Here is a 19,509-nt window from a genome sequence, read left to right on the forward strand (position 1 = left end):
ATATCGTTGAACCCATGACCTCATTATCGATCCAGGACGCCGTCCGGGTGTTCGGCGACGAGGGTGCCGCCGCCGTCATCGACCTGCTCCGCTCCTTCCCCGCCCGGCCGCGCCTGCTCGGCCTGGGCGAGCCCACGCACGGCGAGGAGGTGTTCCCGGAGCTGCGCAACGAGATCTTCCGTGAGCTCGTCGAGCAGGAGGGTTACCGGTCGATCGCGATCGAGAGCGACGCCCTCGCGGGCCTGCTCGTGGACGACTACGTCGCCACGGGCAGGGGCTCGCTCGACGACGTCATGGAGCGCGGCTTCACCCACGGCATCGGCGCGAGCGAGTCCGGCCGCGAGCTCGTCCGCTGGATGCGCGCCTACAACGCGGACCACCCCGGCGACCGGCTGCGCTTCTACGGCTTCGACGCCCCGCTCGAGATGATGAGCGCCGCCAGCCCCCGCCGGGCCCTCACCGCGCTCCACGGCTATCTCGCGCCCCGCGTCAGCGCCGGGCTCCTCCCCTGCGACCTGGACACCATCGACCGGCTCGTGGGCGACGACGGTCGCTGGACCAACGAGGCGGCGGCCATGGACCCGTCCCAGTCGGTGGGCGGCGCGCCTGAGGTGACCGAGCTGCGCATCCTGGCCGACGACCTGATGGCGCTGCTCACGGCCGAGTCGCCGCACCTGATCGCGACGACCTCGCACGCGGAGTGGCGGCGCGCCCGCCTGTACGGACGCACCGCGACGGGCCTGCTCCAATACCACGCCGGCATGGCCGACTCGTCCCCGGCGCGCGTGTGGCGGCTGATGGGGCTGCGCGACGCCATGATGGCCGAGAACCTGCTGGCCGTCGCCCGGCAGGAGGCCCGCCGCGGCCCGGTGCTCGTCTTCGCCCACAACAGCCACCTGCAGCGGGAGAAGAGCACGTGGCAGCTCGCCGACATGGCGCTGGACTGGTGGAGCGCGGGCGCGATCACCGCCGCCCGGCTCGGCGACGAGTACGCGTTCCTGGCCATGGCCCTCGGCACCGCCCACCGCCACGGCATCGGCGCACCCGCCCCGGGCACCGTCGAGGGCCTGCTGTCCACGCTCCCCGGCAACCGCTACGCCATCGACTCCCGCGCCCTCGCCGAGGCGCTCAAAGGCACCGGCCTGACCGCGCGCACGGACACGTCGGTGCCCTACGGCTATTTCCCGCTGGACCCCGAGCGCCTCGACGGGCCCGACGGGATCATCTTCGTCAAGGACGTCCCCGGCTCAGCGACCCAGGACGCGGGCCGTGGCTAGCCAGCCCTCGCGGGCGCTGCGGTGACGCGGCGCCCACCCGGCCGCGGCGCGGAAGCGCCCGTTGGCGACCCGCAGCGAGCGGGTGAGCGAGGTGAGCCGGTCGCCGAAGAGGTAGGCCGCCCGGCCGGGGCCGCGCACCCACGCGGTGGCGCCGGCAGCCTGGGAGAGCGCGAAGGAGTAGGCGCGCTTGGTCAGCGGCTCGTCGTCCACGACGTTGTACGTCCCCGCCGGCGCCTCCAGCGCCGCCGCCACCGCCGAACCCGCGTCGGCCATGTGGATCGAGGAGACGTAGCCGCCGGGGCGGCCCAGCACCATGCCCACGTGGTGGCGGGCCATGGCGAACAACTGCTCGCTGTGGGCGGCCCCCGGCCCGTAGAACCAGCCGAACCGCAGCACGACCCCCGCCCCGCCCCCGGTCCGCGCGAACCGGCGCGCGCTCGCCTCGGCGGCGAAGTTGCCCCGCGTCATCGGATAGTCGTCCACCGGCGAGCCCTCGTCGATCCAGGCCGCGCCCTGGTCGTGGTAGACCATGCTGACCGACTCCTGCACCATCCGGCCCACGCCGGCGGCGAGGGCGGCGTCGGCGAGCGCGGCCGAGCCCTCGGAGCGGACGCGGTAGGCGGTGCGGAGGGCCTCGGCGTTCATGAAGCGGTCCATCGACGGGATCGCGGTCGCCAGGTTGACGACCGCGTCGTGACCGGCCAGCACCGGGGTGAGCGCTTCCCGGTCGAACAACGACGCTTTCACGGGGCGGGCGCCCTGGGCCTTGAGCGCGGCTGCCTTGTCGGGGGTGCGCGCGAGCGCGGTCACCTCGTGCCCGGCTTCGAGCAGTGCCGGGATCGCGTGACCGCCGATCGCGCCCGTGCCGCCGGCGACGAATACTCGCATGATCCGACCGTACCCGGTCACCCCTCCGGTCCCGTCACGGCCCGAGGCGGGTGGTCGCCGTGGACCCTGCCCGCTCCCGTGTGAGGCGAGCAGGATCATGCACCTACGACCCGCACGGGCGCGGGCCGGAGGGACGCCGCCGCGTGGTGATCGCTGAGAGCGCACCGCCTGGGGTCCTGGTCAGGTCCGCAGCGCGACGCGCGCCAGCACCTGCTCGCACGCCAGCAGCAGCACGCCCGCGCTCCAGGCGTGCGACAGCGTCAGGTACATGCCCTTCGGCTGGAAACAGGCCGTCTGGTAGTAGCGTTCGGTGATCATGCCGCGGTAGGCGTTGAAGTCTCCGTCGGCGGCCGGGAGGAGCTGGCGGAAGCAGGCGAGGGTCTCGTACGCGCGCTTCGCGTAGTAGGGGTCGCCGAGGGCCTCCGACAGCTCGATCAGCTCGGCGGTGCACACCAGCCCGTACGCGTGCCGTCTCCAGCAGCACGCCCGGGTCGGGGTCGTAGTGCCACCGGTACAGGCCCTCGGCCGCGATCCCGGCCGCCTCCTCGACGTCCTCCCACGGCTCGACGGGCGCGCCCGGCAGGCGCAGCTCGCGGTCCTCGCGCAGCAGCGACGCGTACGCGTGCCGGTCGCCCGCCGGCAGCGGGCACGTCGCCAGCGTGAGGGCGCGTGTCTCGCCGGGCCGCCACACGTACGCGGCGGCCTCGGCGGGCAGCGCCGCCGCCGACCCGTAGTACGTGACCGGGAACTCCCGGTACGGGAACAGCAGCGACACCGTCGCCCGGCCCCGATCGTGCTCGATGGCCAGCCCGGTGGTGCCGAGCGCGGACTCCTCATCCGCGATCAGCGCGGCGCCGGCCTCGTCGCCCCACACCATGACGGCGGGGGGCCGCCCGGTCCGCGCGGAAGCCCCACCTGGCCGACACCATCTCCCCGGGCCGGTCGGCGCCCGCCTCGAAGCGGGGGAAGACGCGCTCGCAGGCGGCGGGCCGGTTCTCGCCGTAGAACAGGCCGGGGATCAGCCACCACGGATCGGCGGCGGCCACGGACCTGCTCACGCGCACGGTCCCGGCGGCCGGCTCGGCGCCGTCGTACCGGAGGCTCAGGAGCAGCTCGCGGCGACCGGTCGGGAGCCGCTCGCCCCACCGCCACTCCACCGCGTACGGCCCCGCCCCCAGCACCTCGACGACCAGCTCACCCCCGTCGGGATCACCGACGATCACCACGGCTCCACCCGGAACGCGCCCTTGCGGACGCCCAGCTCGATCAGATCCGTCTCCACGGCGGACAGCGGGTCGTCGAGCGGGATCCGGAACGTGCGGATCTGGCTCGGCCCGAAGTCGGCCGTCAGCCTGATCCCGGCCACCGGGATGTCCAGCGTGGCGGTGGTGGCCCGGCCGGTGCTCTCGACCGCGCGGACCACCAGGTCACGCGGCTCGACCTCGTGCAGCTTGACCGCGGTGACCATGACCTGGCCGCCTCCGTCGTCCAGGTGGCCGCGCGAGCCGGGCAGCGGGCCGTCGTGGAAGCTTTCGAGCATCGCCCGCACCGAGCAGCGCCGCCCGCCGGGTGAGCCCGGCCGCCCGCCAGTCGCCCGCGTGCGGCACCAGCAGGTACGAGAACCGCTGCGTCCCCTGGTCCTGGTAGGAGTAGTAGCCGTCGGGGTCGAGCAGCCGGGGGTCGTGCCAGGCGTGGACCGGGCTGCGGACGGCGGTGATGCCGATGCTGGGAGCGCGCCCCGGGCTCGCCGGGGAGACGTCGTAGCCGTGCTTGGCGTTGTTCACCACGGCCAGCCCGGCCCGCGTGCCGCGCACCGAGCCCGACAGGTCCACCCACGACTGCGCCGGCTCCTCCGCCCCGTCGACCGGCCTGGTCAGATGCGATGACGGAGCCGCCGCCGACGCCCGTGGAGATCGTGAGGTAGAGCATCGTGCCGGTGCCGCGGCCGGCGCCGTGCCGGAACTCGCCCAGCGCGGCGGCCGTGGCATCGTTCTCAAGCACCGACGGCACGCCGTACGCCTCCGAGGCCAGCGCGCCGATCGGGACGTCGATCCACCCGGGCAGGTGCGGCGGGCACTCCAGGACCCCGGTCCTGGTGTCGAGCGGGCCGCCGCAGGAGATGCCGACGGCCGCCACATCGGGCAGCCCGGCCTCCGCGACCGCCTTCCTGCCCAGGTCGAAAAGCCCGCTCAGGACGGCCTCCGGCCCCTCTTCCCTGCGGGTCGGGGTGACCTGCCAGCCGTGGACGCGGCCGTCGCCGGTGACCACGCCGGCGGCGAGCTTGGTGCCGCCGATGTCCAGCGAAAGGACAGGGGGAAGATCGTGCTCCATGGGGCCTCCGTCGGAACGTCCGCCACCTAGGGGATGTGACATCGTTCCCACACGGGTCCTAGGGCGACCTTTCCCCATGGGTCAACGCGCCGGCGAGGTGAAATGTCAGATCGTGGGGGGCGGCGCGGTGGATTCGCGCTGGACGAGCCCCACGTTGAGCACCGTCGTCACGGAGTCGGCCTCGGGCATCGCGATCCGCGCGTCGAGCCTGCGTACGGCGGTCGCGCCCAGGTTGAAGGTGTCCTGTGAGACGGCGCTGACCGTGGGCGAGACCATGCTCATCCAGGGCGCGTCGTCGAAGGCGACGAGGCTGATGTCCGCGGGCACCTTCAGCCCGAGCTCGCCGATCGCCCGCCAGACGCCTTCGGCGAGCACGTTGTTGGCGGCGAAGACGGCCGTGGGCCGGTCGGGGCCGCGCAGCATGTCGAGGGCCCTGCGCCGCGAGTCGGCGACGTCCCAGCCGGAGGAGACGACCAGCTCGGGATCGACCTTGATGTCTCCCCCGGAGAGCGCCTCCAGATAGCCCTGGTAACGCTCGTAGCCGGTGATCCAGTCGGTCTCGTCGATGAACAGCGCGATCCGGCGGTGGCCCAGCCCGACCAGGTGGCCGGTCGCGGTGCGGGCGCCGACGCGGTTGCCGACCACGACGCCGTCGGTCGAGCCCGCCGCGAACTGGCGGTCGACCTCCACCACCGGGATGCCGTGGGAGGACAGGTAGGTGGACACGGCCGAGGAGTTGGGCGTGACGATCACCCCGGCGACCCGGAGCGCCACGAGGGCCTCGGCCGCCTCGCTCTCCGCCTCTGCCGACAGGCTCGTGTCGGCCAGCACCATGGTGTAGCCGCGCTCGCGGGCCTCCCTGCTGGCCCCGGCGGCCAGCTCCGCGTAGAACGGGTTGCGCAGGTCGCTCACCAGCACCCCGACCGACCGGCTGACCTGCTGCTTGAGCGTGCGGGCCATGATGTCGGGGACGTAGCCGAGCTCGTCGGCGGCGCGCAGGACCCGCTCGCGCACGTCGCTGGCCGCGTACCCCCGCCCGGTGAGCGCCCGGGAGACGGTGGAGCGCGAGACGCCGGCGGCCTCCGCCACGTCCTTGATCGTGGGGCGCCGGGAACGGCCGTGGGGGGCGCTGCGCCGCTCTATGGTCATCGATTCCCTTCCGCGACCACATCGACCAGCGCCTCGGCGTGCTGCCCGAGACGCAGGTCGCCGATGGTCAAGTCGACTGCGAGGCGAACCCGGCGGCGCGGCACGGCGTCAGCGCCGAGTCGGAGGTGCACCTGCTCCATACCCCCTCCGGGAAGCGTCAGCGTGAGCGAGCCCTGTTCGCGCTCCCATCCTGGCGGAAGGATCGGCTCGATGGTCACCACGGCCTTGTCGGGCCACGGGTTGCGCACGGTGGCGGTCAGCGTGAACTCCCCGCCCGCGGGCACGCTCGAGTGGTAGGGGGTCAGGCGGCACAGCACTCCGTCGGCGCCGAGGTCGTAGCGGTCGAGCGGGAGCAGGTCGTGGTGCAGGGCGACCAGCTCCTCTCCTTGCCGGGTCAGCAGGTGCAGGTAGTCGTCGTCCACCCAGCGGGGGCGCCAGTGGCCGCTGACCATGAGGTCGGGGCGCAGGCGCCGGTAGAGTGCGGCGCTCTTGCGGTAGTCCTCGATCCGGAACCTATTCTTGTACTGAAAATTCAGGATTTCTCGGCGTTCGTCCGGGATGCCCATGCCATCCTGCTGATCGCCGGTCACCAGCACCCGGTGCCCGTCCACCTCGAACTCGTACGCCGCCGCGAACAGCGTGTGTCCCGGCAGGTCGTGCACGGTGATCTCGTACTCGCGCCACCGTACGGTCTCCCCCAGCCGCAGCACCCGGTCGGCGGGGATCGGGTCGAACCACTGGCAGGGCAGGTCGTGGTGGAGCGGCGCGGCCAGGATGGGGGCGATGTGGGACGGCGCCCAGATGGCGGTGCCCTCGACGTCGCGCAGCAGCGGCATGCCGGCCACGTGGTCGTCGTGGTAGTGGGTGGGCAGGGCCACCTCGACATCGGTGACGCCGTAGTGCTCGCGCAGCGCAGGCATGGAGGCCAGCCAGGGGCGGCGGGCCTCGCGGGCGGTGCTCCTCACCAGACCGGTGGACATGTCGTAGCCGAAGTCGAACACCATGGCCGCACCGGACTCCGACAGCAGCAGGTAGCTGTAGGACTGGCTGCTCCTGTTCATCAGCAGGTGGGGTGTGACCTGGACGAACGGGTTGTCCAGCAGGCCGCGCACGTCCCAGGGGTGGGGGCGGCGGAAGTCCACGTAGCGCTGCATGGCGGTGGACAGGCGGGCGAGCGCGGCCCTGGGCTCCGTCATGGGCTCGCCGTGTGACGGGAGTAAGAGGTCGAGCTCCTCCCGCCGGAGCAGCTCGGAGCTGATGAGGACCATGGCGGGGCCCTCGTTCTCGGTGTAGGACCACTGGGTGGCGGCCAGGGACCACACCTTTCCCGGGGCGTAGATCAGGTCACCGGTGAAGGCCACGGCGCCGACCACGTAGGTGACCGAGCCCGGGGTGTGTCCCGGTGTGGGCAGGACCCGCACGTCCACCCCGCCGTAGCGGGCCGTCCGGTATTCGGGCACCACGCCGGTGACCGGCACGGGATCCAGGAGCGAGAAGCGGTCGTCGCGCAGGTCGTAGTCGTTGAGGAGCGGGCGGCCCGACCACATCTCGTCGACCTTCTCGAACAGGTCGCGCTCGACCGGCGGCACGTGGATCTCGACGCCCGCCTCGGCCGCCCGCCACAGGCCCTGCGCCTGGTCACGGTGGTGGTGGGTCATGAGGACGTGGGTCAGCCGGTCGATGCCGAGCTCGGGCAGGAGGTCGAGCGCGCGCCCCGAACCGAAGTCCACGGCGATGCCCGTGCGCTCCTCACCCGGCCGCGCGGGAGCCTGGACGACGTAGACGTGACAGGTGTCCTCGACGCGGAACACCCCGGGTGCGACTGCGGTGACTTCCTTACCCACGAGGCCGGATTCTATCCGGCATCGTTCCCACATAGGGGGGCCTTGGAGTGGTTTGTTCCCTTTCCGAACAAGGCGGCCTCGGCCCGCTCGCCGAACACCACCTCGGCCCGCCTCACCGCCGCCACCACTCCGCCACCTGGCGCAGGTCGTCGCCGGTGATCGGCTCACGGGTGCCGTCGATGGCCTCCGCGTAGTACAGGGCGGGTACGCCGAGCGACGGCTGCGCCCGCGCGTACGCCAGCCAGCCCGCCCGGCTCGGCATGGGCCACTGGTCGGTGTCGATCAGGTGGCCGGGCATGGCGTGGGCGGCCACGGCGTGGCGGAAGCGGAGCTGGTCCACGGCCGGCACCGCGTCGCCGGCGACGTCGACCTCGAGCACGTCGTTGAGCCTGACCATGTCGGTGACGTCGTCGAAGGCCGGGTGCGGGGTGTGGGTGACCATGAGGGCGTCGGGTTTGACGGCCTTGGCGGCCTCGTACATGGTGGCCAGCAGTTCGTGCAGGAGGGCGAGACCCCTCACCGTCGTTAAGTACGGGCCGCGGTGTGGGACGTCCACTGGGACGCCCACATCCCCGCCCCCGCCGGTGATCCCGCGCACGCGAGAGGGCCCGGCCTTGGTCAGGCCGGGCCCTCAGGTGGCAGGCGCCCTGGGGCAGGGGGGTGGGCGCCTTCCGGTGGGAGCAGGTTCTAGTGCTCCGAGGCCTTCTCCGCGCCGACGCCGGTGAGCGAGCGGACCTCGATCTCGGCGTACTTGGCGGCGTTGTACTCCTTGCTGAGGATCGTGCCGATGTAACCGCACAGGAAGCCCAGCGGGATCGAGACGATGCCGGGGTTGCTCAGCGGGAACAGGACGAAGTCGGCCGTCTTGAACAGCGCCGTCTCCCCGCCGGACACCACCGGCGAGAAGATCACCAGCACCAGGGCGGAGACCAGACCGCCGTAGATGGCCGAGACCGCCCCGGCGGTATTGAACCTCTTCCAGAACAGGCTGTAGAGGATCGCGGGCAGGTTGCCCGAGGCCGCCACCGCGAACGCCAGCGCCACCAGGAACGCCACGTTCTGACCCTGGGCGAGGATGCCCAGGCCGATCGCGACGGCGCCGATGACCAGGGCGGAGATGCGGGCCACCACGACCTCCTGGCGCTCCGTGGCCTGGCCGCGCTTGAAGACGTGCGCGTACAGGTCGTGGGAGAAGCTGGAGGAGGAGGCCAGCGTGAGCCCGGCCACCACGGCCAGGATCGTGGCGAAGGCCACGGCTCCGATGAGGGCCAGCAGGATCGTGCCACCGACGGGACCGAAGATGTCCGCGCCGATCTGCTGCGCCAGCATCGGCGCGGCCGTGTTGCCCGCCTTGTCACCCGCGACGATCGCCTCCTTGCCGACCAGGGCCGCCGCGCCGAAGCCGAGGACCAGGGTCAGCAGGTAGAACGTGCCGATGATGCCGATGCCCCACAGGACCGACTTGCGGGCGTCCTTGGCAGTGGGGACGGTGTAGAAGCGGATGAGGATGTGCGGCAGGCCCGCCGTGCCCAGCACGAGGGCCAGGCCCAGGCTGATGAGGTCGATCTTGCCGGCCAGGCCCTGCGCCTCGGTGCCGTACTTCTGGCCGGGGCTGAGGAACGCCTCGGGGTTGGCCTTGGGGCCGCTGACCGTGGCCGCCTGGCCGAGCAGGCTCGACAGGTTGAAGCCGAACTTGGTCAGCACCAGAACCGTCACCAGCGCCGCGCCGCTCATCAGCAGCACGGCCTTGACGATCTGGACCCAGGTGGTGCCCTTCATGCCGCCGAACACCACGTAGACGATCATCAGCGCGCCGACGCCGACGATGGTCCACGCCTTGCCACTCGGACTCGTGATGCCCAGCAGCAGGCCGACCAGCGCCCCCGCGCCGACCATCTGGGCCAGCAGGTAGAAGATGCTGACCACGATCGTGGACACACCGGCCGCCGTACGCACGGGGCGCGGGCTCATCCGGAACGCCAGCACGTCCGCCATCGTGAACTTGCCGGAGTTCCGCATCAGCTCGGCCACCAGCAGCAGCGCGACCAGCCACGCCACCAGGAACCCGATCGAGTACAGGAACCCGTCATATCCAGACAGGGCGATGATGCCCGCGATGCCGAGGAAGGAGGCGGCCGACATGTAGTCGCCGCCGATCGCCAGGCCGTTCTGCACGCCCGTGAACGAGCGGCCGCCCGCGTAGTAGTCGGCCGCGGTCTTGGTCTGCCGGCTCGCCCAGAAGGTGATTCCGAGCGTGCCGGCCACGAAGGCGAGGAAGAGGATCATCCCCAGGGTCGTCGAGCTCACTGGGTCTTCTCCTCAACCTCGTGGCGGAGCTTGTCGGCGATCGGGTCGAGCTTCTTCTCCGCGTGCCTGGAGTACGCCCACGCGATGAGGAAGGTGGAGACGAACTGCAGCAACCCGAAAACCAGCCCGACGTTGATGTCTCCGACCAGCTTGATCGCCATGAAGTCGCGCGCCCACCCGGACAGCACCACATACAGCAGGTACCACGCGAGGAACGCCACGGTCATGGGGAACGTCCAGCGTCGGAAACGCCGTTTCAACTCCTGGAACTCACTGCTCTCCTGCACTTGTTCATAGACCGACGCGTCATGTTCTCTTGTCGTCACGAGACCTCCACTGTGATGCGGATCACGCCCAACGTAAGAGCGCAACCTACCTGTCGTGGAGATCCGTAGGAGGGTTGTTCGGCGAGCCGCTGTCGTCCGGCGCTTAGTTGGGTATGGCCTGCGGTGAAAGGTCTGTATAGCGCGACGAGCGGTCGGCTATCCCTTTCACCCCTTGACCGCCCCCGCGGTGAGCCCTTCGACGATGTAACGGCGGATGACGGCGAACAGCACCAGGGTCGGCAGCACCGAGAGCACCGTGGCGGCCGCCATGGAGCCCCAGTCGATGTCGTACTGCGTGATGAAGGAGTTCATGGCCACCGGGATGGTCTTGGCGTCCTCGCTGTCGATGAACGTGATCGCCAGGAACAGCTCGTTCCAGCACTGCACGAACGCGAAGATGAAGGTCGCCGCGATCCCCGGCAGCATGACCGGGATCACCACCCGCACCATCGCCACCAGCCGCGAGGCCCCGTCCACCTGGGCGGCCTCCTCCAGCGCCACCGGGATCCGCTCGTAGAAGCCGCGCATGATGATCGTCGCGAAGGGCACCAGCATCGCCACGTACACCAGCATCAGCCCGGCCAGCCGGTTGAGCAGGTCGAGGTCGGACATCAGCAGGTAGAGCGGCCCGAGCGCGATGAACAGCGGGATCATCTGGGTGACCAGGAACGCCAGCATCAGCGCCGCGCGCCCGGGAAAGGCGAACCGGGCCAGGGTGTAGCCGCCGAGCACGCCGATCGCGGTCACGGCCGCCGCGGCGGCGAGGGAGACGAACAGGCTGTTGAGCAGGTACGTGCCGAAGTCGGCGAACGAGAACAGCTCGGCGTAGTGCTCGAACGTCACCGTGCCCGGCCAGTATTTGAGCGGCACCGAGAAGATCTCGGACTTGGGCTTGAGCGAGGTGACGACGATCCAGTAGAGCGGGAAGAGCGTGATCAGCAGCCAGGCGGCCAGCACGACGGCCTTGGCCACGGTCGCGAGGCGTCTCATCGGGCCTTCTCGAAGCGGGTGGCGTTCAGGTAGAAGATCGTGAAGGCCAGCAGGAGGGCGAGGATGAGCAGGCCGACCGCGCCGCCCCGGCCGTAGTCGCCGCCGATGACCTGCTGGATGAGGAACGTCGTGATGATGTCGGTGCTGCCGGCCGGGCCGCCGCCGGTCATCGAGTAGATCAGGTCGGGGAAGTTGAGGATCCAGATGATGCGCAGCAGCACGATGAGGGCCAGGGTGGGCCGGATGTGCGGCAGCGTCACGTGCCAGAACTGGCGCAGCCGCGAGGCTCCGTCCACGGCCGCCGCCTCGTACAGGTCGCGGGGCACCGACTGCAGCGCGGCCATGATCATGATGGCGAAGAACGTGACGCCGTACCAGATGTTGGCCACGATCACCGACGTCATCGCCCAGCCCGGGGTGGCCAGGAAGCCGATGCGCTGGTCGATGATCCCGGTCTTGAGCAGCAGATCGTTGATCACGCCGAACTGGCCGTTGAACATCCACCGCCACAGCAGCCCGATCAGGAACCCCGACATGGCCCAGGGGAAGAACACCCACGCCTGGTAGAGCCCCCGGCCGCGGAAATGCCGCCGCAGCAGCAGCGCCAGCCCGAAGCCGAGGAAGAACTGGAAGAACAGCGACACGGCCACCCACGTGCCGGTGTTCCGCAGCGCCGTCCAGAACCGCTCCTCCGCCAGCACCGCCCGGAAGTTCTCCAGCCCGACGAAGGGCGTGGAGGTCAGGTCGAACAGGTTGTAGCGCTGGAAGGCGATCACCGCGCCGCGGATCATCGGGTAGTACGTGAACAGGACCACGAACACCACGCCCGGCAGCAGGCACAGCGCGATGAACCTGGCCCTGCGGACCGTGAAGGTGCGTGGGGTGGTCAAGAGACCTTCTTGGCCTGGTCGGTCCAGAAGGCGTCCCACGACTTGAGCACGTCGGCCGTGGTCTTCTTGCCGGTGATCAGGGCCTGGACGTCACGGTCGGAGTCGACGAGGAACTGGCTCCAGCCCGGATAGTCCACCGGCCTGATCGTGATCACCTGCTTGGGGTCCTGCTGGGCCTGCAGGTACGCCTTCCACGCGCCCTGCGAGAACTGCGGGTCGCTCTGGGCCTGCTTGGAGATCGGGATGAGCGAGTTGCCCTTGGCGAAGGCGATGCTCTGCTTGGACTCCGACAGGAACTGCACGAGCTTGACCGCCTCCTTCTGGTGCTTGCTGAAGGAGGTCGCGCCCCAGCCGGCGTAGCCGACGGGCTGGTAGGCGTACCCGGAGGGGCCCTTGGGGATGGGGGCGGTGGACCAGGCCGTGACGCCGCTGTCCTCGACCGTCTTGATCACTTCGGGGTCCTGGATGAGCATGCCGGTGACGCCCGAGGTGAAGCCCTGGACCATCTCCGGATAGCCCCAGGAGACGGAGTCGGGCGGCGAGGCCTCCTTGAAGATCTTGACGTAGAGGTCGAGGGCCTGGGCCGCCTCCGGGGTGGAGAAGATGGTGCGCTTGTCCTTCAAATAGAATGATTTTTCGGGATTCAAGGCTTCGCCGTTGTACGCGCTGATCATCTGCACCGCGTAGTCGGCGCCGCCCTTGCCACCCCTGAACGAGTAGCCGAACCGGTCGCCCGAGGTCATCTTCTTGCCGGCCTCGTACAGCTCCTGCCAGGTGGCCGGGGGCTGGGCCATGCCGAAGTCCGTACGGTAGAACAGGGTCCGCTGGTAGAACCCGTACGGGATCAGATACGCCTTGCCCCCGACCTCGACCGCCTTCTTCTGGGCCAGCTCGGTCAGGTCCGCCCAGCCGGCCCACTGGTCGGTCGGCAGTTCGGCCAGCCAGCCGTTGTTGGAGAAGGACTTGGCCGTGTGGTCGCGTACTTCCAGCACGTCCAGGTCCTTCTTCGTCTGCAGGATCTGGAGGATCTTCTGGTCGGCGCTGTCGAGGGGCGGCGAGATCAGCTCGACGGCGACACCGGGGTTGGCCTTCTCGAAGTCGGCGATGAGGGATTTGATGAGCTTCGTACGTTCGGGGCTGGTCAGACTTTCGATCATCCGCAGCCGTACCTCCCCCGAGGACGACGAGCCGGAGCCGCATCCCGCGAGCACCAGCGTTGCGGCGGCCGCGACCGCCAGGAAAGGCCTACTCATGACGAGCCTCCCGCGATGTTCAGACAGCGCGTTCAGACAGCGCTGTCAGTCACGCTAGGCGACCGACACCCTCCAGCGCTAGACCGAGGTCCTTGATCAGCGCATCCGCCGGCTCCAGACCCACCGACAGGCGTACGAGGCCCACGGGGATACCCATGGTGGCCCGGACGCTCTCCTCGGTGGAGAGGGCGGGCGCGTTCACCAGGCTCTCGAATCCACCCCAAGACACCCCGATCCTGAAATATCGCAACTTGTCGATGAAAGTTGCGACCTCCTCCCGCGACTCCGTGTCGAGCACCAGACTGAACAGACTCGAGAACCCGGCCATCTGCCGCATCGCGATCGCGTGCCCCGGATGCGACGGCAACCCCGGATGGTTGACCGACCGGACCCCCGGATGATCGTTCAGGAACGAGGCCACCGCCAGCCCCCGCTCCTGGTGCGCCGCCATCCGCACGGGCAGCGTCCGCAGGCCCTTGATCACCTTGGCCGCGTCGTGCGGCGACATGGCGGCCCCGTAGAGCTGGTACTCGGTCAGCGCCAGCGGCCGGATCAGCCGGGCGGGCCCGATGACCACGCCGCCCACCAGGTCGCTGTGCCCGCCGATGTACTTCGACAGCGAGTGCACCACCAGATCCACGCCCATGGTGAGCGGCTTCTGGAACAGCGGCGTGGACCAGGTGTTGTCCATCACGCTCACGAGGCCCCGCTCCCGCGCCCACCCGGTCACCTCGGCGATGTCGACCACGGCGTAGGCCATGTAGGAGGGCGACTCGAAGTAGAGTAGGCGGGTGCTGTCCCTGATAGCGCTGTCACATCCTGCGAGGTCATCGACGTGCGTATGCGTGACCCCGAACTTCTCCAGGTAACGCAGGAACTGGGTGGTGGGCCCGTAGACGGCGCCCAGCACCAGCACGTGGTCGCCGGCGGAGACGAGCGAGGAGATGGTCGCCGAGATGGCCCCCATTCCCGACCCGAAACATTTGGCCCGCTCTCCCCGCTCGAGCGCGGCCAGCTTACGCTGGGCGAGATCGACCGTCGGGTTGGTCCCCCGCCAGTAGACGTACCGCTCGTCCTCGTCCCTGATGGCCTCGCCCAGCTCCTCCGCCGTCGCGAACGTGAACAGCGAGTTCTCGAACACCGGCGGGTTGACCGCGCCCAGCATCCAAGGCTCGTCCTCGCCCAACCGGCCACAGATCCATTCGTCTTCATCCATGGGGGCACAATATGCCAGCTCGCAAACCCACCATGGCGGACGTGGCGCGGCAGGCGGGTGTGAGCTTGAAGACCGTCTCCCGGGTCGTCAACCAGGAGCCGCACGTCAGGGAGTCGCTGCAGCAGCGGGTGCAGGCGGCGATCAGCGCGCTCGGCTACCGCCGCAACGAGGCCGCCGCCCGCCTGGCCAGGGGCGCGACGATGCTGACGCTCGGCCTGGTGATGGAGAACATCTCCAACGAGTTCTACTCGCGCCTGGCCGCCGCGGTCGAGGCCGCCTCCGCCGAGCACGAGGCGCTGGTGGTGTTCGGCTCGTACGAGGAGAGCGCCGACAAGGAACGCATGCTCATCGAGTCCATGTACGCCCGGGGCGTCGACTCCCTGATCATCGTCCCGTCGGCGGCCGACCACGGCTGGCTGGCCGAGCACGCGAGCCTGACCACGGTGTTCGTGGACCGCGTGCCCCTGGGCCTGGCGGCGGCCGACGTGGTGCTGCTGGACGACGTGTGGGGCGGCCGGACCGCGACCGAGCACCTGCTGGCCCGCGGTCACCGGCGGATCGCGCTGATCTCCGACGACCATGGGCTGAGCTCGGTGCACGACCGCGCGACCGGTTACCGCACGGCGCTGAGCTCGGCCGGGGTGCCGGTCGACGAGGCGCTGGTGGTGTGCGGGGTGTTCGATCCGTGGCGGGTCTCGCGGGAGGTCACCAGGCTCCTCGACCTGCCGTCGCCGCCCACGGCCTTCTTCGCCACCAACAACCGGGCGGCGATCGGGATCCTGCAGGCACTGCGGGAGCGGCCTGAGCGGCCCGCGTACGTGAGCTTCGACGACTTCGCGCTGGCCGACGTGTTCAGCCCCGGGGTGACGGTGGTCCGCTACGACGTGGCCCGCCTGGCCCGCAGCGCCGTCGACCTCCTGCTCAGCCCCTCACCGGCGCCGCGCCGCGTGAAGGTGCCCGTGGAACTGGTGATACGCGGCTCCGGCGAGCTGCCACCCGCCGGCGACCGCTGAACCCTCACACACCCACGACACCGCTCCAGCGGCGGGTCAGGCCGGTGCCTCAGGCCGGCGCGTCAGGCCCTCAGGACGAGCGGGGCCGCCAGTCGCCGCGGTCGAGGTCCAGGTCCTCCGGGGTGTGCAGCCTGACCATGGTCCTGGCCACGCCGGACGGCACCCGGTGCGGGGTCAGGAACGACACCGACACCATCACCGCGAACGCGATCGGCACCGTCCACGCCGCCGGCTGGGCCAGCAGCGCCCCGGCCAGTCCCGCGTACGGCCCTCCGGTGATCGTGGCGAGGACGGCGGCGCAGGCCAGCCCGCCCCCCACGAAGAGCCCGGCCAGCGCCCCCGTCGTGGACAATCGCCGCCACCAGATGCCCAGCACGAGCAGCGGGCAGAACGACGAGGCCGCCACCGCGAAGGCCAGCCCCACCACGTCCGCCACCGGCAGCGCCCGCGCCCACAGCGCCAGGGCCAGCGGCACCGCCACGGCCATCAGCGTGGCGATCCTGAACGAGCGCACCCCGCCCTTGAGCAGGTCCTGGGCGATCACCCCGGCCACGGACACGGTCAGCCCCGAGGAGGTCGACAGGAACGCCGCGAACGCGCCCGCCGTCACCAGCGCGGTCAGCAGGTCGCCGAGCGTGCCGCCGATCATGCGGGCGGGCAGCGTCAGCACGACCGTGTCGGTCCGCACGAGGTCGGGCGCGTACATCCGGCCGAGCCAGCCGTAGACGGCCGGCAGCAGGTAGAACGCCCCCAGCAGCGACAGCACCACCAGCGTCGTCCGCCGGGCGGCCCGCCCGTCCGGGTTGGTGTAGAAGCGCACGAGCACGTGCGGCAGCCCCATGGTGCCCAGGAACGTGGCCAGGATCAGCGAATACGTCGAATACAGCCCGTACTCCTTGCCCCCGGCCAGCGGCACCTGCCAGATGGCCGCGTCCTGCGCGCTCACGCTGGGCGCGCCGTCGGCCTGCCAGGCCATCAGCAGGAAGATCAGCGGCACGGCCAGCGCGGTCAGCTTGAGCCAGTACTGGAACGCCTGCACGAACGTGATCGACCGCATGCCGCCCGACAGCACGTTGACCGCCACCACGACCGCGACCAGCAGCCCGCCCACCCACACGGGCGCGCCGGTGATCGTGCGCAGCACCAGCCCGGCGCTCTGGAACTGCGGCATCAGGTAGAGCCAGCCGATCAGCACGACCAGCACGCTCGCCGTACGCCGCACGGCCATCGACTCGAGCCGGGCCTCGGCGAAGTCCGGCAGCGTGTACGCCCCCGACCGCCGCAGCGGCGCCGACACCAGCACCAGCAGCACCAGGTACCCGCCGGTCCAGCCGACGGGCAGCCAGAGCATGTCCACGCCGAACGACAGGATGAGCCCGGCGACGCCCAGGAACGAGGCGGCCGACAGGTACTCGCCGCCGATGGCCGAGGCGTTCCACAACGGGCTGACCGTGCGGGAGGCGACGTAGAAGTCGGAGGTGGTCCGCGAGAACCTGATCCCGAACGCCCCGATGAGCACGGCCGCCACCACGACGACCAGCACCGCCGTCAGGCTCATGCGACCGGCCCCGCAGCGCCCGCCCGTGCCGTGTGTGCGCTCATCGGCGTTCGACCAGCTCGGCGAAGTGGCGCTCGTTGCGCTCGGCCTGGCGCACGTACAGCCAGGCGCCGATCACGAAGGCCGGGTAGATGAGCCCGGCGAGCACCGCCCACGGGAGCGGCACGCCCAGCAGGTGCACCTCGCGCAGGTCGGGCATGAGCAGGAACAGCAGCGGCAGCCCGCCGATCACGCACGCCAGCACCGTGCACACGAACAGCGCCAGCCGGAACTGGGTGCGCAGCAGCGAGCGCATGTAGACCTCCCCGAGCCCCGTCTGCTCGTCGATCTCCCGGGTGGCGGGGAAGCGGGGCCGCCGGGCGGCGGCGGTGCGCGGGCTCGTCACGGTGACGCGGCGCGGGACGTCGGCGCGGCGGGCGAGGTCGGCCCTGCGGGGCGGGTCGACGCGCTGCGGAGGCGTGCGCCGCGCCGGGCGTGGCTGCTCGGGGCTCATTCCTGCCTGCCCTTCCTGGCCCGGCGCACCAGCAGGTCGCGCAGTTCGCGCGTGTGCCTGCGGCTGACCGGGAGCTCGGTGTCGCCGACCCGTACGGTGCACTTGCCCGAGTCGATGTGCAGCTCCTCGATGTGCTTGACGGCCACCAGGTGGCTGCGGTGCACCCGGACGAACCCGGCCGAGGCCCAGCGCTCCTCGAGCGTGGCCAGCGGGATGCGGACGAGGTGGCTGCCCGCCGCCGTGTGCAGCCGCGCGTAGTCGCCCTGCGCCTCGACGTAGATGACGTCGGCGCTGGACACGAACCGGGTGACGCCACCCAGCTCGACCGGGATGGTGTCGCTCTCGTCGCCCTCCGCGGGCACGTCGGCGGAGACCGCGACCCGCCTGATCGCCTCCGCCAGCCGCTCTGGTCGTACGGGTTTGAGCAGGTAGTCCTCGGCCTTGATCTCGAACGCGTCCACCGCGTGCTCCTCGTACGCGGTCACGAACACCACCCTGGGCGGGTTCGCGAACTGTGACAGCAGCCGCCCGAGCACGACGCCGTCGAGCCCGCGCATCCTGATGTCGAGGAACACCGCGTCGATCGGGCGTCCGTCGGCGATGGCGCGGTCGAGCAGCCGCAGCGCCGCGGCGCCGTCCCTGGCCGTGGCCACCTCGCCGATGCGGGGGTCGGCGCGGAGGAGGTACGACAGGTCTTCGAGCGCGGGCAATTCATCATCGACCGCGAGGACCCGGAGTTGTGCCATAGACAGTGATGAAACCGACAACAAAGATCGAGGTCAACGGGCAGAGACGCCTGGGTGATATTTCGGCAATCTGACGTTGACCTTGGTGCCCGCGCCGTTGGCCGTTTCGACGACGAGGCCGTACTCGTCGCCGTAGACCTGACGCAGCCGTTCGTCCACGTTCGCCAGCCCGACGCCGCCCGCCGGAGTGACCTCACCTGCGAGAATGCGGCGCAGCCGGTCGGGGTCCATGCCGAGCCCGTCGTCCTCGACGCTGATGCTGCACTCGGCGCCCGCGTCCTCGGCGATGATCGTGATGCGGCCGACGCCGTTCTTGCTCTCCAGGCCGTGCCGCACGGCGTTCTCGACCAGCGGCTGCAGGCACAGGAACGGCACCGCGACCGGCAGCACCTCGGGCGCGATGCGGAGCGTGACCTGAAGCTGGTCGCCGAACCTGGCCCGTTCGAGGATCAGGTAGCGGTCGATCGAGCGCAGCTCCTCGGCCAGCGTGGTGAACTCGCCGTGCCGGCGGAAGGAGTAGCGGGTGAAGTCGGCGAACTCCAGCAGCAGCTCCCTGGCCCGCTCGGGGTCGGTGCGGACGAAGGAGGCGATCGTGGTGAGGGAGTTGTAGATGAAGTGCGGCGAGATCTGCGCGCGCAGCGCCCGCACCTCGGCCTCCATGAGCAGCGTGCGCGAGCGGTCCAGCTCGGCCAGCTCGAGCTGTGAGTCCACCCAGCCGGCCACCTCCTGGGCGGCCCTGACCAGGCCGGCGGAGGCGCTCTGCCCGTAGGCGGCCAGCGCGCCGACCACGCGGTCGTCGGTGGTGAGCGGCACGACCACGGCCTGCCTGATCGGGCACTCCAGCAGGTCGCACTCGATGCTCAGCACCTGGGTGCGGCCGTCCTTCAGGGTGGCCGCCGCGTGCTCGAACGCCTGCCCGGCATGGTGGTCGCCGGCGCCGTCGTAGACGAGCAGCCGCTCCCCGTCGGTGATCGCGACGGCGGCCGAGCCGAGCAGCGCGCGCAGGTGCCGCGAGGCGCGCTCGGCCCCGTCGGCGGTCAGCCCGGCCCGCAGCGGCGGCCCGGCCAGCGAGGCGGTGTGCAGGGTCTCGAACGTGGCCCGCTCCGCCGGGCTGGTGCCCAGCTCACGGCGGCCCCGCATGACCCGCCAGAGCACGATCGCGGGCACGCCGACGAGCACGGCCACCACTGCGGTCCCGACCAGGTACTCCACGCCGCCAGAGCTTAGC

At 70.7% G+C, this 19,509-nt stretch carries 20 protein-coding genes and 1 pseudogene; 2 read left to right on the top strand and 19 right to left on the bottom strand.

Annotation, left to right across the window (positions count from 1 at the left end):
• Nucleotides 1-14: 14 nt before the first annotated feature.
• The gene (locus AB0I15_RS26830; RefSeq protein WP_358100965.1) at nucleotides 15-1,277 is read left to right on the top strand and encodes an erythromycin esterase family protein; all 1,263 of its coding nucleotides are present in this window, start codon (nucleotides 15-17) and stop codon (nucleotides 1,275-1,277) included.
• Here AB0I15_RS26830 and AB0I15_RS26835 read toward each other — a convergent pair.
• The 15 genes and pseudogenes from AB0I15_RS26835 to AB0I15_RS26905 form a co-directional block, all read right to left on the bottom strand.
• A complete protein-coding gene (locus AB0I15_RS26835) occupies nucleotides 1,248-2,165 on the bottom strand; it encodes an NAD(P)-dependent oxidoreductase (protein WP_358100968.1) in 918 nt (305 codons plus the stop codon). The two genes, AB0I15_RS26830 and AB0I15_RS26835, sit on opposite strands and share 30 nt — an antisense overlap.
• A 180-nt stretch (nucleotides 2,166-2,345) precedes the next feature.
• The gene (locus AB0I15_RS26840) at nucleotides 2,346-2,618 is read right to left on the bottom strand and encodes a hypothetical protein (RefSeq protein WP_358100971.1); all 273 of its coding nucleotides are present in this window, start codon (nucleotides 2,616-2,618) and stop codon (nucleotides 2,346-2,348) included.
• A 380-nt stretch (nucleotides 2,619-2,998) separates the two neighbouring features.
• A complete protein-coding gene (locus AB0I15_RS26845) occupies nucleotides 2,999-3,388 on the bottom strand; it encodes a hypothetical protein (protein WP_358100974.1) in 390 nt (129 codons plus the stop codon).
• Entirely contained in the window at nucleotides 3,385-3,633 is a 249-nt protein-coding gene (locus tag AB0I15_RS26850) for a hypothetical protein (RefSeq protein WP_358101423.1), read from the bottom strand. The genes AB0I15_RS26845 and AB0I15_RS26850 overlap by 4 nt, the downstream gene beginning before the upstream one ends.
• Nucleotides 3,593-3,997, bottom strand: a complete 405-nt coding sequence (locus tag AB0I15_RS26855) for a hypothetical protein (RefSeq protein WP_358101426.1) — start codon at nucleotides 3,995-3,997, stop codon at nucleotides 3,593-3,595. The genes AB0I15_RS26850 and AB0I15_RS26855 overlap by 41 nt, the downstream gene beginning before the upstream one ends.
• A 52-nt stretch (nucleotides 3,998-4,049) precedes the next feature.
• Nucleotides 4,050-4,574, bottom strand: a pseudogene (locus tag AB0I15_RS26860) (ROK family protein); the annotation flags it as partial.
• Nucleotides 4,575-4,601: 27 nt separating this feature from the next.
• Entirely contained in the window at nucleotides 4,602-5,645 is a 1,044-nt protein-coding gene (locus AB0I15_RS26865) for a LacI family DNA-binding transcriptional regulator (protein ID WP_358100977.1), read from the bottom strand.
• Nucleotides 5,642-7,489: an MBL fold metallo-hydrolase gene (locus AB0I15_RS26870; RefSeq protein WP_358100980.1), complete on the bottom strand. Its 1,848-nt coding sequence runs from the start codon at nucleotides 7,487-7,489 to the stop codon at nucleotides 5,642-5,644. The genes AB0I15_RS26865 and AB0I15_RS26870 overlap by 4 nt, the downstream gene beginning before the upstream one ends.
• A 112-nt stretch (nucleotides 7,490-7,601) precedes the next feature.
• Complete coding sequence (locus AB0I15_RS26875) at nucleotides 7,602-8,009, bottom strand: hypothetical protein (protein WP_358100983.1); 408 nt, start codon at nucleotides 8,007-8,009, stop codon at nucleotides 7,602-7,604.
• A gap of 167 nt (nucleotides 8,010-8,176) precedes the next feature.
• Nucleotides 8,177-9,775, bottom strand: coding sequence for a cation acetate symporter (locus tag AB0I15_RS26880; RefSeq protein WP_358101409.1), 1,599 nt, complete (start codon nucleotides 9,773-9,775; stop codon nucleotides 8,177-8,179).
• Between the two features lie 17 nt (nucleotides 9,776-9,792).
• Nucleotides 9,793-10,122, bottom strand: coding sequence for a DUF485 domain-containing protein (locus tag AB0I15_RS26885; protein WP_358100986.1), 330 nt, complete (start codon nucleotides 10,120-10,122; stop codon nucleotides 9,793-9,795).
• A gap of 165 nt (nucleotides 10,123-10,287) precedes the next feature.
• Nucleotides 10,288-11,112, bottom strand: coding sequence for a carbohydrate ABC transporter permease (locus AB0I15_RS26890; protein WP_358100989.1), 825 nt, complete (start codon nucleotides 11,110-11,112; stop codon nucleotides 10,288-10,290).
• Nucleotides 11,109-12,002, bottom strand: a complete 894-nt coding sequence (locus AB0I15_RS26895; protein ID WP_358100991.1) for a sugar ABC transporter permease — start codon at nucleotides 12,000-12,002, stop codon at nucleotides 11,109-11,111. The genes AB0I15_RS26890 and AB0I15_RS26895 overlap by 4 nt, the downstream gene beginning before the upstream one ends.
• Nucleotides 11,999-13,255 carry a sugar ABC transporter substrate-binding protein gene (locus tag AB0I15_RS26900; protein WP_358100994.1) on the bottom strand — a complete coding sequence of 419 codons (1,257 nt, stop codon included), beginning with the start codon at nucleotides 13,253-13,255 and terminating at the stop codon, nucleotides 11,999-12,001. The genes AB0I15_RS26895 and AB0I15_RS26900 overlap by 4 nt, the downstream gene beginning before the upstream one ends.
• A 49-nt stretch (nucleotides 13,256-13,304) precedes the next feature.
• A complete protein-coding gene (locus tag AB0I15_RS26905; RefSeq protein WP_358100997.1) occupies nucleotides 13,305-14,471 on the bottom strand; it encodes a PLP-dependent aspartate aminotransferase family protein in 1,167 nt (388 codons plus the stop codon).
• 11 nt (nucleotides 14,472-14,482) lie between these two features.
• Here AB0I15_RS26905 and AB0I15_RS26910 point away from each other — a divergent pair, with 11 nt between their 5' ends.
• Nucleotides 14,483-15,484 (top strand): LacI family DNA-binding transcriptional regulator, encoded by a 1,002-nt coding sequence (locus AB0I15_RS26910; RefSeq protein WP_358101000.1) that lies wholly within the window; start codon nucleotides 14,483-14,485, stop codon nucleotides 15,482-15,484.
• Nucleotides 15,485-15,554: 70 nt separating this feature from the next.
• Here AB0I15_RS26910 and AB0I15_RS26915 read toward each other — a convergent pair whose 3' ends face one another.
• Genes AB0I15_RS26915 through AB0I15_RS26930 form a run of 4 tightly spaced genes read right to left on the bottom strand, consistent with a single transcriptional unit; the run spans nucleotide 15,555 to nucleotide 19,493 of the window.
• Nucleotides 15,555-17,042 (bottom strand): cation acetate symporter, encoded by a 1,488-nt coding sequence (locus tag AB0I15_RS26915; RefSeq protein WP_358101003.1) that lies wholly within the window; start codon nucleotides 17,040-17,042, stop codon nucleotides 15,555-15,557.
• Nucleotides 17,043-17,082: 40 nt separating this feature from the next.
• Nucleotides 17,083-17,535, bottom strand: coding sequence for a hypothetical protein (locus AB0I15_RS26920; RefSeq protein ID WP_358101005.1), 453 nt, complete (start codon nucleotides 17,533-17,535; stop codon nucleotides 17,083-17,085).
• Entirely contained in the window at nucleotides 17,532-18,281 is a 750-nt protein-coding gene (locus AB0I15_RS26925; RefSeq protein WP_358101008.1) for a LytTR family DNA-binding domain-containing protein, read from the bottom strand. The genes AB0I15_RS26920 and AB0I15_RS26925 overlap by 4 nt, the downstream gene beginning before the upstream one ends.
• A gap of 33 nt (nucleotides 18,282-18,314) precedes the next feature.
• Complete coding sequence (locus tag AB0I15_RS26930) at nucleotides 18,315-19,493, bottom strand: histidine kinase (RefSeq protein ID WP_358101011.1); 1,179 nt, start codon at nucleotides 19,491-19,493, stop codon at nucleotides 18,315-18,317.
• Between the last annotated feature and the right edge of the window lie 16 nt (nucleotides 19,494-19,509).

The sequence above is a fragment of the Nonomuraea sp. NPDC050643 genome (assembly GCF_040654715.1).
Classification (GTDB): domain Bacteria; phylum Actinomycetota; class Actinomycetes; order Streptosporangiales; family Streptosporangiaceae; genus Nonomuraea.

Bases quoted from the DNA above. Each gene is read 5' to 3' on its own strand.
- AB0I15_RS26920 (WP_358101005.1), bottom strand. From the start codon at position 17,535: ATGAGCCCCGAGCAGCCACGCCCGGCGCGGCGCACGCCTCCGCAGCGC.
- AB0I15_RS26910 (WP_358101000.1), top strand. From the start codon at position 14,483: ATGCCAGCTCGCAAACCCACCATGGCGGACGTGGCGCGGCAGGCGGGT.
- AB0I15_RS26865 (WP_358100977.1), bottom strand. From the start codon at position 5,645: ATGACCATAGAGCGGCGCAGCGCCCCCCACGGCCGTTCCCGGCGCCCC.
- AB0I15_RS26835 (WP_358100968.1), bottom strand. From the start codon at position 2,165: ATGCGAGTATTCGTCGCCGGCGGCACGGGCGCGATCGGCGGTCACGCG.
- AB0I15_RS26890 (WP_358100989.1), bottom strand. From the start codon at position 11,112: ATGAGACGCCTCGCGACCGTGGCCAAGGCCGTCGTGCTGGCCGCCTGG.
- AB0I15_RS26915 (WP_358101003.1), bottom strand. From the start codon at position 17,042: ATGAGCCTGACGGCGGTGCTGGTCGTCGTGGTGGCGGCCGTGCTCATC.
- AB0I15_RS26925 (WP_358101008.1), bottom strand. From the start codon at position 18,281: ATGGCACAACTCCGGGTCCTCGCGGTCGATGATGAATTGCCCGCGCTC.
- AB0I15_RS26830 (WP_358100965.1), top strand. From the start codon at position 15: ATGACCTCATTATCGATCCAGGACGCCGTCCGGGTGTTCGGCGACGAG.
- AB0I15_RS26905 (WP_358100997.1), bottom strand. From the start codon at position 14,471: ATGGATGAAGACGAATGGATCTGTGGCCGGTTGGGCGAGGACGAGCCT.
- AB0I15_RS26900 (WP_358100994.1), bottom strand. From the start codon at position 13,255: ATGAGTAGGCCTTTCCTGGCGGTCGCGGCCGCCGCAACGCTGGTGCTC.
- AB0I15_RS26850 (WP_358101423.1), bottom strand. From the start codon at position 3,633: ATGGTCACCGCGGTCAAGCTGCACGAGGTCGAGCCGCGTGACCTGGTG.
- AB0I15_RS26880 (WP_358101409.1), bottom strand. From the start codon at position 9,775: ATGATCCTCTTCCTCGCCTTCGTGGCCGGCACGCTCGGAATCACCTTC.